The sequence below is a fragment of the Yersinia sp. 22-579 genome, assembly GCF_030433455.1.
GTDB lineage: Bacteria > Pseudomonadota > Gammaproteobacteria > Enterobacterales > Enterobacteriaceae > Yersinia > Yersinia enterocolitica.
In genome coordinates this window covers 26,882-41,803 of record NZ_JAUJTZ010000014.1, presented here as the reverse complement: position 1 = coordinate 41,803, position 14,922 = coordinate 26,882, and the positions used below count along the sequence as shown (strand labels likewise).

Sequence of the window (14,922 nt, the reverse complement as noted above, 5' to 3'; positions counted from 1 at the left end):
AAGTGTCATGTCAGGGTTATCAGCCTGGTCTTCCCGTCAATCAGCCCCTCATATGGTAACTCACTGGTTGCACATCGTTCCGCAGCCCCTGGAAAACCAGCTCGGGTTGGTTGGCCGTATTCAGGCGGCAACTCAAGTCGCTATTACGGCTCCCTTCGACGGAGTCCTGCAACAAGTCAACGTACATGAGGGGCAATACGTCGAAAAAAACCAAATCCTACTGACGCTGGATACGTCACAACTTGAAATACAGCTTCGTCAGGCTCAGGCTGAACTTATGAAGGCGCAGCGTGAAACGCAACAACTGCAAAACTGGGCACATAGCACAGAGGTTTCCCGCGCACGACGAGCTGTCAGCACGGCCCAGCAAACGCTAAAAAATAGCCTGAACAGTTTGCGGGATACGCAATCCCTATTTAAACGAGGAATAGTTGCTCGTATGGAGGTTGACGCACTCACTCAGCAAGTGGAAGTTCAGCAGCAGGACCTTATTGCGGCGCAAGATGAATTAATGACAACACTTGCGCATAGTCAGGGGCTGGAGCGCCAGATAGCAGATATAGAGCTAACCAATGCGCGGGCCAGATACGATACATTACAGGCCGCTTTTTCCCGCAAGGAAGTGAAAGCTCCCGTAGCAGGTTATATTGTCAGCCCCATAATCCCAGAACATAGTCGCCCGCTTCTCATACAATCCGGAATGCCCGTCAACGTAGGCACCCCGCTGATCGATATTATTAATCAAGATACATTCAGAATACTAACGCGCGTAGAAGAGATCGATTTACATCTATTACGGGAAGGTATGCCGGTGCAAATCACCGGTGATGGGTTTGCCGGGCTGGAGTTAACGGGACATATCGCCGCCATTGGTATGCAAGGGAATGTTGGTGATAGTCAACAGGCTGGCGCTAAATTTGATGTCACAATTGATGTTGACTCATCATCAATTCAGCCAGCACAACGCGTAAGAATAGGTATGAGCGCCCAACTCATGGTCGTTCTCTATCGCAATGAACAAGGCATTGCGGTGCCTCCCGCAGCGCTACACAGGGATGACTCAGGGAACACCTATGTTATCTATCGTCAGACAGCAAACTCACCGCCACAGAAAGTAGAGGTGACGCCAGGGCAGGCTTTTGTCCAGGGCATTGAAATTCATGGTATTACCTCCGGCCAAGTGAACATATCAGGCGATGGCCCACAAGAATAAACGCCATTTGGCATTACAATTGGCGCTGCCCGCTTAAGGAAACTTAAACGGGCTTTTGGCTATCTGATAATTTGCTCCGGCTTGAGTATTATCGATATAAGCTCACCGCTATTTTCGATTAAGAATACGTAGAAAATCCTGCTTATTTGAAATCAGCGAAAGTGCATTAGCAATAATTTCATCACTAAAGATCGAGGCAATATCTTTTAGCACATCGATATGCTCTTTTTCTTTCGCGATAACGCCAATGGCAATAAACATTACATTGCTTCTATCCCAAATAACACCATCCGGGAATTGGAAGATCTCAACACCTGTTTTAACGATAATATTGGTAGCTGATTTTGGTAGGTGAGGTAAGGTAATACCATTGCCCAGAAACGTAGAGACTTGCTGCTCTCTTTCATTAAGGAAAGCAATACAATCCTGGTTAATATACCCTTTAGCTTTAAACTCTTTCCCTACCATGGATAAAACTTCAGCCTTATTTTTTGCATGACACCCTAAATGGATATTTTCAGCAGTAATATTATCTAGCATGACCTGTCCCCTTTGCGCTATGACTCATTTGTCTCATATAAAGCAGTACCTATTAATTACCGGAAGACAGTTCTTCTTCTAGTTGCTCTAATGATTTATTAGCTGTTTCTGGCAAGGCTGCGACCACAAAGATAATCGCCAGATAGTTGATAAGTGCAAAAATCAGGAATACCGGGCCTAGGCCCAACTTCGCTTGTAATACCGGGAATAAGTAACTAACTATTGCATTCATGATCCACATGAAAAACACCGAAATCCCCATAGATAATCCACGAATTTTTAATGGGAAAAGCTCAGCTAATACCACCCAGGTAAGAAAGCCCATAGTCCCTTGCATAACACCGACAAATAACGCGCCCAGCAACCAAATGACAGTCGCCTTGATTTCACCCATCAGATAATAATCTGCACCGGCGATAATCAGGTGTAATGTTGCCATGAGTGCGAAACCATAAATAATTAATGTCTTCCGTTTAAACCGGTCAACCAGGAAAAGCACCCCAATGACCATACCACCGACAGAAAAGACGCCATTTAACACGTTGCAAATCAATGACATTCTTTCAGAGAACCCGGCAGTTCTCAGTATTTCAGTGCCATAATACATAATCACATTAACCCCGGTTGTTTGCTGCAATGCTGCCCAAACAATACCCACCAAGATTAATTTTAAGATCCACGGTGTATGAAAAATAATAGCCCAATCTTTCTTTGCATATAAGTGCTTTTCTTTTTCAACATCAATCAACGTGACGATATCTTCAAATTCTTTAATCGCACGCTGTTCGGGGCGAATCTGTTTTAATATGGCTAATGCTTCTTCACGGCGATTTTTACTGACCAGCCAGCGAGGACTTTCTGGCGAACGCCACATTCCAACCAATAAACAAATCGCGGGGATAGTCTGAACCAATAACATATAGCGCCAGACTTCAGGAAGATGTCCCCAAACAATACCAATCACCGCATTCACAGCAAATGCCGCTAATTGACCAAACACAATTGCTACTTCATTTAATCCCGTCAATTTGCCCCGCATTTCTGTTGGTGCAACTTCGGATATAAATGTGGGCGCAGTAACCGATGCACCACCGACTGCGTAACCGAGCAAAAATCGGGCAATTAACAGGCAGGTAATATTAGGGGACAATGCACATAATAGTGCACCAATGAAGAAAACAAAGGAGAGATAGAGTAAATATTTTCTTCGGCCAAAGAAGTCAGCCAGTTTTCCGCCCAAGATACTACCAATAGCGGCACCGACCAAAAGTACACTCATTACCAGGCCGACTGTTGTCGGTGTCAGCGCCATGTTTTCTTTCAATGACGAAAATGCACCATTAATAACACCCGTGTCGTAACCAAAAAGCAAGCCACCAAAGGTAGCGACTAATGTTATTTGATGTAATCGTTTTCTCTGTTGTGCGTTGAGATTCATCATTAACGACATATCCTTACCTTTTATTTGAGTATCCATTTAATGCCAAAAAGGTTTTTAAAAAAAACGTCTCCGCACTTTCAAAAGAGAAAGTGAAAAAACTTTTTGACACTCTGATTTATTAATTAGATAAATGCAGTTATTGAAGCCAAATAAACTTTCTTACAGAGTGTGACGTTATATTACTTATGATGTATTTTTCTATTTAGCACGCCCCTTTTACATTTTCGATTTCTTGCCTGTCCACCTGACAACTCACAGCAACACCTGAATAACTTAACTGTGACATAACATATCATTCATATTGAAATTAAAATTCTATATCGATCACAATATGATACTTAAATTCTAACTTGAGGTGAGTAAAAACAGGACTAACACTCTATTCAACAGCACCGATAAAAAATATCCATTTGATATTAAATGAAAAAAAATGATAAGTAGATGACAAAACGGGTAGGTTTTTAGTGAAGGAGTAGTAAAGAAAGTTGGTTCTTTTGTGACCCAGCTAACCATTTTATTTCAAAAATAATTTTTTATGGAATAAAAATTTGCATTTGAAGTTTAACGGCTCATTGCTGAGATTTTGCCGTGCAATTTGGCCTAAACCTGGGTCAAATAACACGATTGGAGGACTAAAAGTGGGAGCTATCGGATGTTAATGATAAAGCCCGCTTAAAGAAAGATATGCGGGCTTTTTGCTATTTGATCACTTTTTTACTTACCTGGAGCTACAACGCATAAAAAATCAATGCGGCAATGCCACCAAATAATAGCCATTTGATCAAATAATAAATTCTGCGATTCCAGGCTTTCAGGCGCTTACCTACCTTACGTACCGCATAGATATATTTGAAAGCACGGTTAACCCCACCAGTCCTATCCCCTTCTTCATTGGGGGCAGTGGCGGCACTCATCAAATTGCGCCCCAACCAATGGTTAACCCATTGCGCCCAACGATAACGCATCGGGCGTTCAATATCACAAAAGAGAATCAGCCGATCCTGCCCACTCTGATTTTCAGCATAATGAATATAAGTTTCATCAAACAGTACACCCTCGCCATCACGCCAACTGTAGGTTGTACCATCAACATCAATAAAACAGCGGTCATCATTCGGAGTGATTAAACCAAGATGATAACGTAAGGAACCCGCATAAGGATCTCGGTGGCGAGGCAAACGGCTGCCGTCCGGTAACTCAGCAAACATCGCCGCTTTCACCGATGGCAGCCCTTTCAATAAGGTGGTGGTGTGGGGGCACAATGTCATTGCTGATGGATGGCTATCTTCATACCATTTCAAATAAAAACGCTTCCACCCCGTTTTAAAGAAAGAATTAAAACCGGCATCATTATATTTATCCGATGCTTTGATTTGCTGGACTTCCATTAATGCCTTACCTTCTTCCCTGATTTTTAACCAGTTATCTCGCAGTACGCCAAGTTCAGGGAACAAGTCTTGTTTTAAATAAGGCGTGCCAGGAACGCGCGAGAATAAATACATAAAGACATTGATTGGTGAGACAAATGTCGAATGGTCTGAGAGTTGACGCCAGAACTTATAACGAACCTTTCCGCGAAAGTGCACATAGACTACGCATAAGATGAAAATAAATAAGACGATATATTTCATGATTTCCTATCAATAAATATTTCAGATAGCTAAATATCTAGTCTATTCTCATTGAACTTTCCAACTTAAAAACATTAAAAATAATGACAAGAGTAATAATACCATGATTAATAAGCAATAAAGGTCTGTACATCACTGTCATTTAATGTGAAACATCCGGTAAAACAACGGCCCGAAGGAAAATCTTCACTTAATTCTCGCAACAACTGTAATTCAAAACGCCCGGTGTCTAATGAATAACTCAATAGCTTCGCTTCGAGAAAATCAAAATAACGCCCAAGCTGCGGATAGACGGCTTTAAATAAACTCTCTTTCGCGGAAAAAGCCAATGTCAGCAAATGGTTAAAAGGTAATAGCCCATCCTGGAAACAATGATGCTCCTCTTCACTGAGAATACCCGGCCATAAGTTAGCGGCTCTTTCAACAGCAATTAAACTTTCGATATCCAGACCAATACCATGCCGACGGGAACTGGCTTCAATAGGCTCTCCGGCGGGTGTGATTATCTGTGCAGTGCACAAAGCACGTTGGTTATTATGGCTGATGCTACCAATCAAACCGGTCGGCCACAGTGGCGCGCGGTCGATACCATTTGCCAATGGATAATCGCGAGCCTCCAGCATATTCAATACCTGTCTGGCAACAAAGCGCCCTGCCAGATATTCAGCACGCCGTTTTGCAACGGCTTTTTGTAAACTGCCAGGAAACGCGATGCCATACACGGCAAATAGCTCATCCCGATATTCATTCACATCAAAATCACATTTAGCCAAAAGCCCATGAAACAGGGGTTGGTCATTCAAACCGGCGGCAGGGAGTGCAGCAAAGGTAAAATTACGGATAAATACCGAGGTCACGCGTTGTCCTATTCATGTTGATTTATAGCGTTTTATATTAGTAGCTAACCTCGCTTGCCACAATATCAGAACCCCGCCATTTGGACTAAAACGTTAGCCACTTCAAGTTGCGTCACATTTATTACCCGAGAAACCCTCTCTTTTCTCCTGCATTTAATAGGGTTTATGTGATCATGAAATGCAACTTCACAATTATTGAAACGCAGTTCCTATCGTTTCTTTTTCTGTGACAATGGTCAATTTAAAAGCAAATGTAAACAGCTAGGTTGAATACCCTGGGGATAAAGGAAAAGCCCTTTATATAACTATTCCACTATGAGGAATATCGCCTTTTTATTTATTGTTTTAATGACTTCTGGAGACCACTGAATGAAATTTCCTAAGCCACTACCAACACTCTGTCTGACTATTTCTGCCATTTTATTTAGCCAAATAGCCGCTGCTCAACAAATTAAAGCAGCTGATGTTCACCCTAAAGATTACCCTAATGTTGTTGCGGTTAAAAATATGGGTGACAAACTAAAAACGGCGACCGACGGGCGGTTGGAAATTAAAACATTCCCAGGCGGGGTCTTGGGTGATGAAAAACAAATGATAGAACAGGCCCAAATGGGAGCAATTGATATTATTCGTGTTTCGATGACCCCTGTTGCCTCTATTTTACCGGAGATCAGTGTCTTTACTCTGCCCTATATGTTCCGCGATGAAGATCACTTACATAAAGTGCTTGATGGGAAAATAGGTCAGGAAATTGGCGATAAAATTACTAATAATAAAAACTCAAAATTGGTCTTCCTCGGTTGGATGGATGCGGGTACCCGTAATCTGATAACCAAGCAACCGGTTATTAAACCGGAAGATTTGAAAGGCATGAAAATCCGGGTGCAAGGTAGCCCTATTGCATTAGCCACACTGAAAGCCATGGGCGCTAACTCACTCAGCATGGGTGTCAGTGAAGTGTTCAGCGGCATGCAAACTGGCGTTATTGATGGTACTGAAAATAATGAACCGACATTTGTTGCTCATAACTATCTGCCGGTAGTCAAAAATTATACTTTGAGCGGTCATTTTATCATTCCAGAACTGTTCCTGTATTCTAAAGCCAAGTGGGATAAATTATCTCCCGAAGATCAACAAACCATTCTGAAACTGGCAAAAGAAGCCCAGGCGGAACAGCGTGTATTGTGGCAAGCCTATGTGCAGCAATCTCATGACAAAATGAAAGCTGGCGGCGTGCAATATCATGAAATCAATCATGACGCCTATTACCAAGCCACGCAGCCAGTACGTGATGAGTTTGGCAAAGATTATCAAGACCTCATTCAGCAAATAAGTGCTGTCCAATAATATTCTTTTGGCGGTATTAATAACTTTAATACCATCGATATATACCCAGAGTCATTGGCGTTGTAGTAAGGCGACTAACACCGCTACAACGTCAATGGTAAAGGGTAATCTGAGGTCTCCGCTATGGCTCGCTATTATCTATCAACGATGGATGTTTTATATCGCCTGTCAATCTGGGTAGCTGGTATTGCTTTGATTATTATGGTTGCGGTTATTCCTATGGGGATATTCGCCCGATATGTACAAAATGATGGTTTATCCTGGCCAGAACCCGTGGCTATTTTATGCATGGTGACATTTACCTTTGTTGGCGCTGCCGCCAGTTACCGTTCTGGCTCACATATAGCCGTCAGTATGGTCACCGACAGGCTCTCAGAAATGGGAAAAAAAATCTGCCTGATATTGGTGGATTTGCTGATGATCTTGATAAGCCTGTTTATTCTGGTTTACAGCTATATTTTGTGCAGCGAACTTTGGTCACAACCGGTGGCTGAATTCCCATTACTGACGGCCGGGCAGACCTATATTCCGCTGCCTATCGGCTCCGCTATTACCCTACTGTTTATTATCGAGCGCCTGTTCTTCGGCTCACAGACCCACCGCCCGGTAGTCATGATTGGCAACTCATAATTTGGGGAACTTTGCCTTATGGATGCATTTATTTTAGTTTTTACCCTGGCAATTTTGTTGGCTATCGGCGTGCCGGTGGCTTATGCCGTCGGCTTAAGTGCGATTGCTGGTGCATTTTGGATTGATTTACCTCTGGAAGCGGTCATGATTCAAATTACCAGCGGCGTAAATAAATTCTCATTATTGGCGATTCCGTTCTTTATTCTGGCGGGCGCCATTATGGCCGAAGGAGGGATAGCGCGGCGGCTGGTGAGTTTTGCCTATATTTTCGTTGGGTTTATCCGTGGCGGTCTGTCACTGGTCAACATTGTGGCCTCAACTTTCTTCGGTGCAATTTCAGGGTCATCAGTAGCCGACACGGCTTCTATTGGCTCAGTGATGATCCCCGAAATGGATAAGAAAGGTTATCCGCGTGATTTTGCTGCTGCCGTCACCGCCAGCGGTTCTGTTCAGGCCATACTGACGCCCCCTAGCCATAACTCGGTTATTTATTCGCTGGCAACCGGCGGCACAGTTTCTATTGCTGCACTGTTTATTGCCGGGATCCTACCGGGCCTGCTGCTCAGTTTCACCCTGATGCTAATGTGTGTGGGCTTCGCTTACAAACGAGGTTATCCCAAAGGGGAGCGAGTACCATTCCGTCAGGCGCTGAAAATCTTTGTTGATACCTTATGGGGGTTGATGACCGTCGTAATCATCATGGGTGGGATACTTTCCGGGGTATTTACGGCCACTGAATCAGCCGCAATCGCCTGTTTATGGTCGTTTTTCGTCACTATGTTTATCTACCGTGATTACAAATGGTCAGAGTTACCCAAGCTGATGTATCGCACGGTAAAAACTGTCACTATCGTGATGATTTTAATCGGTTTTGCTGCCAGTTTTGGCGCAATCATGACCTACATGCAATTACCCGAGCGTATCACTGAGTTCTTTACCTCGGTTTCTGATAATAAATACGTCATTCTGATGTGTATCAATATCATGCTGTTACTGATTGGCACTTTGATGGATATGGCACCGCTGATTTTGATATTGACACCGGTCTTAATGCCGGTCACCAACTCATTGGGTATCGATCCGGTGCATTTCGGCATGATTATGCTGATCAATCTGGGGATTGGTCTGATAACACCACCAGTGGGATCAGTGCTGTTTGTGGCCAGTGCGGTGAGTAAACAGAAAATCGAGCAAGTGGTAAAAGCGATGCTACCGTTCTACGGTGCGCTATTCCTGGTATTAATGCTGGTGACTTATATTCCAGAAATATCCCTGTGGCTACCCAGAGTCTTTGGCGTTTATACCGGCTAACCAATCAGCTCATCATCTGACATAAATAAGTCGGGCCGCTGACTGGCCCGACTCACAAGATTAATCAGATTGCAGACAAACCTCAATGACAGGAGCTCTGGTGGGGAAGGCAGGTAGAAGAGTAAAGCGTCCGCGCCAGGGATGGCGCGGCTCGAGCCTACAAGGACGCTTGTTTTAACAAAAGAAGTACGGCGTCTTTACGATCTACCTGTTTTCACCGCAGCACGTACTTTGTCATTAACCTTATTAATAATTTTAAATCAATACCATAGACTCATGATTGGCCACCCCACCAGCAACAGCATGCTGATGTAGAACACCCCCATGATCCCACCCAAACGCCAGTAATCTTTGGATTTCACATAGCCGCAGCCATAGATAATCACACCTGGCCCGGTGGCATACGGCGTCAACACCCCCATGATCCCGATGGATAATACCAGCAGCATGGATAAATGCTCCATTGGCACGCCACTCAACCCCTTACCGACAGCTAAAATCACCGGCAGCATGGTGGCGGTATGAGCGGACAAACTCGCGAACAGGTAGTGAGAGAAATAGAACACCAGCACCAATGCCACCACCGTCATATTCGGTGAGAAGCCATCAAGGTGAGTGCTCATGGTATTGGCAAACCAATCAATAAAACCAGAGCGAGTCAGGCCATTTGCCATCACCACCAAGGTCGCCAGATTCACCAACGTATTCCAGGCACTGGAATATTTGGTGATATCTTTCCACGACACCACATGCAGCGCCAACATCAACGATACCGCCAGCAAACCAACGGCAGTGGCATCAATGAACTTACTGCCAAACACCCACAAACACAGGCTCAGTAGCACCAAACCAATCAGGATCATCTCTTTGCGAGTCAGACCACCCATTTCATTCAGTGCTGTTTGTGCCCAGGTCGCCACTTCATCACTTTTGGTAACACCGGGTTTATACAGCACATAGGAGAGCCACGGCGCGACAATCAGTAAAATCAGCCCAACTGGCAGGAATGCCAGGAACCACTGCATCCAGCCTATATGAACACCGGCTATTTTATTTACAAACTCAATACCCAACACGTTAGGTGCCGCGCCGGTAACAAACATGGAGGAACTGATGCTAGTACCAATCACCATCATCCACATCAAATAACCACCAATGCGCCGTGATGACGGGTCATGGGGATAGGAGTCAAACAGCGGCGGCAGGTTTTTCACCACCGGGAATACGGTGCCGCCGGTACGGGCAGTATTTGATGGCGTAAAAGGTGCCAACAGAATATCGATAATGACGATGGCATAACCCAGGGTCAGTGTTCGCCTGCCCATGAATTTCACCATGAACAAAGCAATACGCCGGCCCAGCCCGGTAGCTTCATAACCGAGCGCAAAGATAAATGCCCCGAATACCAGCCAGACGGTGGTACTGGAGAACCCTGCCAGCCCCCATTTCAATGACTCTTTACCGCCATTGAAGCTGGCATCCGCCACTTCGGCGGCACTAAATAGCACCCAATCAGAACTTAGTACGCAAATTGTCACCGCGATAAAACTTATCGCCGTGGCAGGAATTGGCTCTAAAATCATACCGACAATCATGGCGACAAAAATCGCAAAATAGCGCCAGGCTTGTGGTGGCATACCTTCCGGGGTTGGGATCAACAGCAGAACGGCCAGCACCACAAAAGGCGCGAGCGCTTTCCATAATTTCTCTTGCGACTTCAACATAGAGAGACTCCTATACCTGTTACTGGCCCAATAGCTGTTATTGGTTCAATAGCAACGTTATTATTTTTGTGAGGGAGATGATGGGGAAATTGCGCCAGAAACCAGGTCAGGATCAGCAGGTCAGCGCTGCCGCCAGGGCTAAGGTTACGGGCGATACATTGGGCATCAAACATGCGCACTCGCCACAGGCTGAGAGGATCATTCATCCCTGCCGCCGAGAGTGAGGCCAAAAGTTCTGTTGCCTGTTGTTGTAACCATTGCAAACCCGCCATACCGCCACGCGAAACCACATTGGTATCGCGATTGACGGACATCAAAATCAGCAAAGTGTGCAATAAGGCATGGTCAGGTTGCGCCCCGTCGGCTAATAAGCGCCGGTACGCGGGTAAAGCATGGGTTAACACCGTGGCAAAGCCGGATTCAGCCTCACCCCGTGCGCCCGTCAGGCCATATTGATAAAACAGGCGCTGCCCGGCGGTTTGTTGTGGATTTGATTGACGTAGTTCGCGCTCAGTCAGCCCACGGCATAAGCTGGCGGCCTCCTGACACACCGCCTCGGCGCTGATTAATTGCGCTCGTGCCTTTAATCGCCCAAGTGCGCAGCAAATCAACCCCAGAGAAAAAACGCTGCCTTTATGGGTGTTGACGCCATTGGTCGCCTGAAACATGCTGTTTTCGCAAGCCAGTCCTAACGGCCGCAAGCTGTTAAGCGCTGCCTGCCCCTGCAAATAGCTATAGCGAATACCCTGTTCGATAAAACGGGGCAGCCACGGCGCAATAGCATCAGCGCTGTGATAAAAATCTTGCAGCGTCATGTCCTGATGCGCGCCACAGTTCACGCAATCCACCAGGCCGGGTTTGGGGGTCAGATTGACTTCAGCTAACATCGCCCGATAAGCCAATGCGCCGTACTTTTTGCTGAAGTCATCGCTTGCCCCAAAGACAGGCGATGAAACCGCCATCTCATCAGTGCGTTGCAGAGGTAGCATTGAGCATCAACTCCATCTGGACCAATAATTCGTCAAGGGTGTGCGTCTGTGCCCGGGCGCACACATTAGCTGGACGATGGCACAGCAAGCAGCGGCGTGGCGCTAAGCCCACATCACGGCGTGACAAAATCCGCCCTGAAACATCCAGCACATCGATGTCCCATAACCTGCCCTGCGGGTGCTTTAGCTCCAGCAACAATGCGGCGTCTTTCACTTGTTCGGCGGGCAAATCAACCGCTATCAAGCCCTCACAGCCGGTCGGCAGCGGAAACACCTCTTGCTGTAACACCGGCCAATATTGCTGTTGACTCAATGCGGTAATGGCCTGCCACGCCAGTGCAAACAGCTTGCGAGTCAATGGGTTATCTTTTATCGCTCCCGGAGCCACCAGTGTCAGTGAAATCAACGTGACTTGATGGCGCGACAACCAGGCCTGTTGCCGGCTCTGACGCGACTCACGGCTGGTCAGTAATTCCGGCAAACTGATCGGCCGGTTAGCGGCTAATGCAGGGGAAAGTGTATTCATCATCTACTCCTGTATCTGATGAACAACATCAATCACGGAACCATCGCGATAGCGCACCACCGCCACTACCCGATCGGTAAATTTGATCGGTTGTGGTTCACCGGTCAGAATCAGCGCACGCTGATAGAGCCAGTCGATGGTGACTACCGGCAAGCCCGCTTGCTGTAAACGTTCGGCCAGCTCTGGCCGTGCCGGATTTACCGCGATACCGTGATCGGTCACTAAAATGTCGACACTGGAACCCGGCGTGACGCAAGTGGTCACTTCTTTGACCAGGGTTGGAATACGGCCACGGACTAATGGCGCGACAATGATTGACAGTCGAGCGGCAACCGCGGTGTCGCAATGGCCGCCGGATGCGCCGCGCAGCACACCATCAGAACCGGTCAACACGTTGACATTAAAACCGGTGTCAATTTCCAGCGCACTGAGCACCACCACATCCAGCCGATCGACTGATGCCCCTTTCGAGCTAAAATTGGCGTATTGATTAGCACTGATTTCAATATGACGTGGGTTACGGGCCAGCGAAGAGGCGGCCTGCTTGTCAAAACTTTGCACATCCAGCAGCTTGGTAATCAGCCCTTTTTCGTGCAAATCCACCATAGTTGAGGTGATACCACCCAGTGCAAAAGCGGCAGTGATATTGCGGCGCAACATTTTGTCTTCAAGAAAACGAGTTACCGCCAGCGATGCCCCGCCAGTGCCGGTCTGCAAAGAGAAACCATCGACAAAATAACCCGAACCGGCAATCACCTCGGCAGCACGGCGGGCAATGAGTAATTCACGGGGATTGGAGGTCATTCTGGTGGTATCAGCGCCAATCTTGTCGGCATCGCCCACTTGCTCAACCTGCACAATCAAATCAACCTGATCCTGAGCAATACTCGCCGGATGATGCGGATAAGCCACCACCGCTTCCGTTAATAGCACCACACAACCGGCATATTCAGCATCAACTCGCGCATAGCCCAATGAGCCACAACAGGCAGCACCGCTAAAACCATTGGTATTACCGAATTCATCACAAGCCGGTACCCCGATAAAAGCAACATCGATGGTTAGCTCGCCGGACTCAATCAAATTAACGCGGCCGCCGTGGGAATGAATCTGTACCGGTTTGGCTAATAATCCGCGTGATATCTCCTCCGCCAACGGCCCGCGCAGACCCGAGGTGTAGATTTCGCTGACCACACCATTGCGGATATGCTCGACCAGCGGCGAATGGCAGTCACTCAAAGAGCTGGAGGCCAAACGCAAATTTTTGAAGCCCATCGCGGCAATCGCATTCATCACCAGATTTAAGGTCAAATCACCGGCACGGAAAGCATGGTGGAAGGAAATGGTCATGCCATCTTGCAACCCGCTACGGCGAATCACATTTTCCAATGAATCACACATCTTGATATTGCGTGGCTTCTGCGCCTGCAAATTCGCTTTAGAGGTGTTCTGATACGGGCGATATGACGGACCGTTATCCTGACTGTGGCTTAAACTTTCTACTCGTTGTTGCCTATTCATCTCTTATTCCTCACGCAGGCCGCTGACCGCACGTTGCAAAACCAACCGCGCCCGTTCAATCACCGGGCTGTCCACCATCTTGCCGTTCAGAGAAACCACACCGCGCCCTTCGGCTTCTGCCGCCGTAGCAGCATCAACGACTGCCTGGGCATGGCGGACTTCTTTCTCGGTCGGCGCATAGAGGTTGTGTAACAGTTCGATTTGGCGTGGGTTTATCAATGACTTGCCATCAAAACCCAGTTGCTTGATAAGCGCGGCTTCCTGCAAAAAACCTGCTTCGTTATTGGCATCGGAATACACGGTGTCAAAAGCCTGAATCCCTACCGCACGGGCGGCCTGCAATATTGAACAGCGAGCAAACAGCAGCTCAATCCCTTCGGGAGAGCGCTCAGTGCGCAAGTTGCGGACATAATCTTCAGCTCCCAGTGCAATCCCCATTAAACGCGGTGATGCCTGCGCAATAGCCAGCGCTTGAGTGATGCCTTGTGCTGATTCGATGGCGGCCAGCAAGCCGGTGCTACCCACTTCACGGCCACATTCCGATTCAATACGGCTGATTTCACGTGCCATATCTTCAACATCTTTCGCGTTATCGGTCTTCGGCAAGCGCACGATATCCGCGCCACCACGTACCACAGCCTCTAAATCAGCCAGACCATAAGCCGAGTCCAATGCATTGACCCGAACGATAGTTTCCACATCCTGATAAAGCGGATGCTGCAAGGCGTGATAGACCAAGCGACGAGCAGCATCTTTTTCGCGCAGAATGACGGAGTCTTCCAGATCAAACATCAACGCATCGGCTTGATAAATAAACGCATTACTGACCATCGCAGCATTAGCTCCGGGGACAAATAACATGCTGCGGCGCATTCTGTTTTTCATTTCAGGTTTCATCAATGCGCTCTCCATGGCAGAATTTTTTCATCACAGGCTCTCAGCAGTGCGGTTTCCAGCCGTGCCTGTAAAACGCAATCCAACGCACCTTTATCGTCAATAATCAGTTGCACTCCGGTTACCCGATACTGTTCCAGTAACGCCAGTACGCTGTAGCGAATGGCGTCACCAAACTGCTTGTCCACGCTGCTGTGTATTTGCAGATCTATTTCGGGTGGATTTAATGGCGCGATACGCACCATAACGTCGCTCGATTCCAACGTTCCGGCGACGGCCTCTCTGATAATTTTCATTT

At 47.0% G+C, this 14,922-nt stretch carries 14 protein-coding genes; 4 read left to right on the top strand and 10 right to left on the bottom strand.

What is annotated here, in order from left to right; genetic code table 11:
- The first annotated feature begins 7 nt into the window (after positions 1-7).
- Positions 8-1,213, top strand: a complete 1,206-nt coding sequence (locus QSV56_RS16625) for an HlyD family efflux transporter periplasmic adaptor subunit (protein WP_229694744.1) — start codon at positions 8-10, stop codon at positions 1,211-1,213.
- 108 nt (positions 1,214-1,321) lie between these two features.
- Here the strand turns inward: QSV56_RS16625 and QSV56_RS16620 are convergent, their stop codons facing one another.
- The 4 genes from QSV56_RS16620 to QSV56_RS16605 all read right to left on the bottom strand — a co-directional run bounded on the left by QSV56_RS16620 (position 1,322) and on the right by QSV56_RS16605 (position 5,682).
- Positions 1,322-1,753 carry a PTS sugar transporter subunit IIA gene (locus tag QSV56_RS16620; protein ID WP_046051195.1) on the bottom strand — a complete coding sequence of 144 codons (432 nt, stop codon included), beginning with the start codon at positions 1,751-1,753 and terminating at the stop codon, positions 1,322-1,324.
- Between the two features lie 52 nt (positions 1,754-1,805).
- On the bottom strand, positions 1,806-3,203 hold the full coding sequence (locus QSV56_RS16615; protein WP_026018007.1) for a sugar porter family MFS transporter: 1,398 nt from the start codon (positions 3,201-3,203) through the stop codon (positions 1,806-1,808).
- A 719-nt stretch (positions 3,204-3,922) separates the two neighbouring features.
- Positions 3,923-4,825: a lipid A hydroxylase LpxO gene (gene lpxO, locus QSV56_RS16610; RefSeq protein ID WP_019082835.1), complete on the bottom strand. Its 903-nt coding sequence runs from the start codon at positions 4,823-4,825 to the stop codon at positions 3,923-3,925.
- 107 nt (positions 4,826-4,932) lie between these two features.
- Positions 4,933-5,682, bottom strand: coding sequence for a 4'-phosphopantetheinyl transferase (locus tag QSV56_RS16605; protein ID WP_019080902.1), 750 nt, complete (start codon positions 5,680-5,682; stop codon positions 4,933-4,935).
- Positions 5,683-6,051: 369 nt separating this feature from the next.
- Between QSV56_RS16605 and QSV56_RS16600 the strand changes: the two genes are divergently transcribed.
- The 3 genes from QSV56_RS16600 (at position 6,052) to QSV56_RS16590 (ending at position 8,970) form a co-directional block, all read left to right on the top strand.
- Positions 6,052-7,029, top strand: a complete 978-nt coding sequence (locus QSV56_RS16600) for a TRAP transporter substrate-binding protein (protein ID WP_046051196.1) — start codon at positions 6,052-6,054, stop codon at positions 7,027-7,029.
- 123 nt (positions 7,030-7,152) lie between these two features.
- Positions 7,153-7,659 carry a TRAP transporter small permease gene (locus QSV56_RS16595; protein ID WP_005168610.1) on the top strand — a complete coding sequence of 169 codons (507 nt, stop codon included), beginning with the start codon at positions 7,153-7,155 and terminating at the stop codon, positions 7,657-7,659.
- Positions 7,660-7,677: 18 nt separating this feature from the next.
- A complete protein-coding gene (locus QSV56_RS16590; protein ID WP_019080904.1) occupies positions 7,678-8,970 on the top strand; it encodes a TRAP transporter large permease in 1,293 nt (430 codons plus the stop codon).
- Positions 8,971-9,230: 260 nt separating this feature from the next.
- Here QSV56_RS16590 and QSV56_RS16585 read toward each other — a convergent pair whose 3' ends face one another.
- Genes QSV56_RS16585 through citD form a run of 6 tightly spaced genes read right to left on the bottom strand, consistent with a single transcriptional unit; the run spans position 9,231 to position 14,920 of the window.
- Positions 9,231-10,694 carry an anion permease gene (locus tag QSV56_RS16585; protein WP_013649676.1) on the bottom strand — a complete coding sequence of 488 codons (1,464 nt, stop codon included), beginning with the start codon at positions 10,692-10,694 and terminating at the stop codon, positions 9,231-9,233.
- Complete coding sequence (citG, locus tag QSV56_RS16580; protein WP_301212989.1) at positions 10,688-11,683, bottom strand: triphosphoribosyl-dephospho-CoA synthase CitG; 996 nt, start codon at positions 11,681-11,683, stop codon at positions 10,688-10,690. Before citG ends, QSV56_RS16585 begins: the two co-directional genes overlap by 7 nt.
- Positions 11,661-12,209 (bottom strand): citrate lyase holo-[acyl-carrier protein] synthase, encoded by a 549-nt coding sequence (gene citX, locus QSV56_RS16575; RefSeq protein ID WP_019082832.1) that lies wholly within the window; start codon positions 12,207-12,209, stop codon positions 11,661-11,663. The genes citG and citX overlap by 23 nt, the downstream gene beginning before the upstream one ends.
- A 3-nt stretch (positions 12,210-12,212) precedes the next feature.
- Positions 12,213-13,730, bottom strand: coding sequence for a citrate lyase subunit alpha (gene citF / locus QSV56_RS16570; protein WP_019080907.1), 1,518 nt, complete (start codon positions 13,728-13,730; stop codon positions 12,213-12,215).
- A gap of 3 nt (positions 13,731-13,733) precedes the next feature.
- On the bottom strand, positions 13,734-14,627 hold the full coding sequence (locus QSV56_RS16565; RefSeq protein ID WP_019080908.1) for an aldolase/citrate lyase family protein: 894 nt from the start codon (positions 14,625-14,627) through the stop codon (positions 13,734-13,736).
- Positions 14,627-14,920 carry a citrate lyase acyl carrier protein gene (gene citD / locus QSV56_RS16560; RefSeq protein ID WP_019080909.1) on the bottom strand — a complete coding sequence of 98 codons (294 nt, stop codon included), beginning with the start codon at positions 14,918-14,920 and terminating at the stop codon, positions 14,627-14,629. Before citD ends, QSV56_RS16565 begins: the two co-directional genes overlap by 1 nt.
- Between the last annotated feature and the right edge of the window lie 2 nt (positions 14,921-14,922).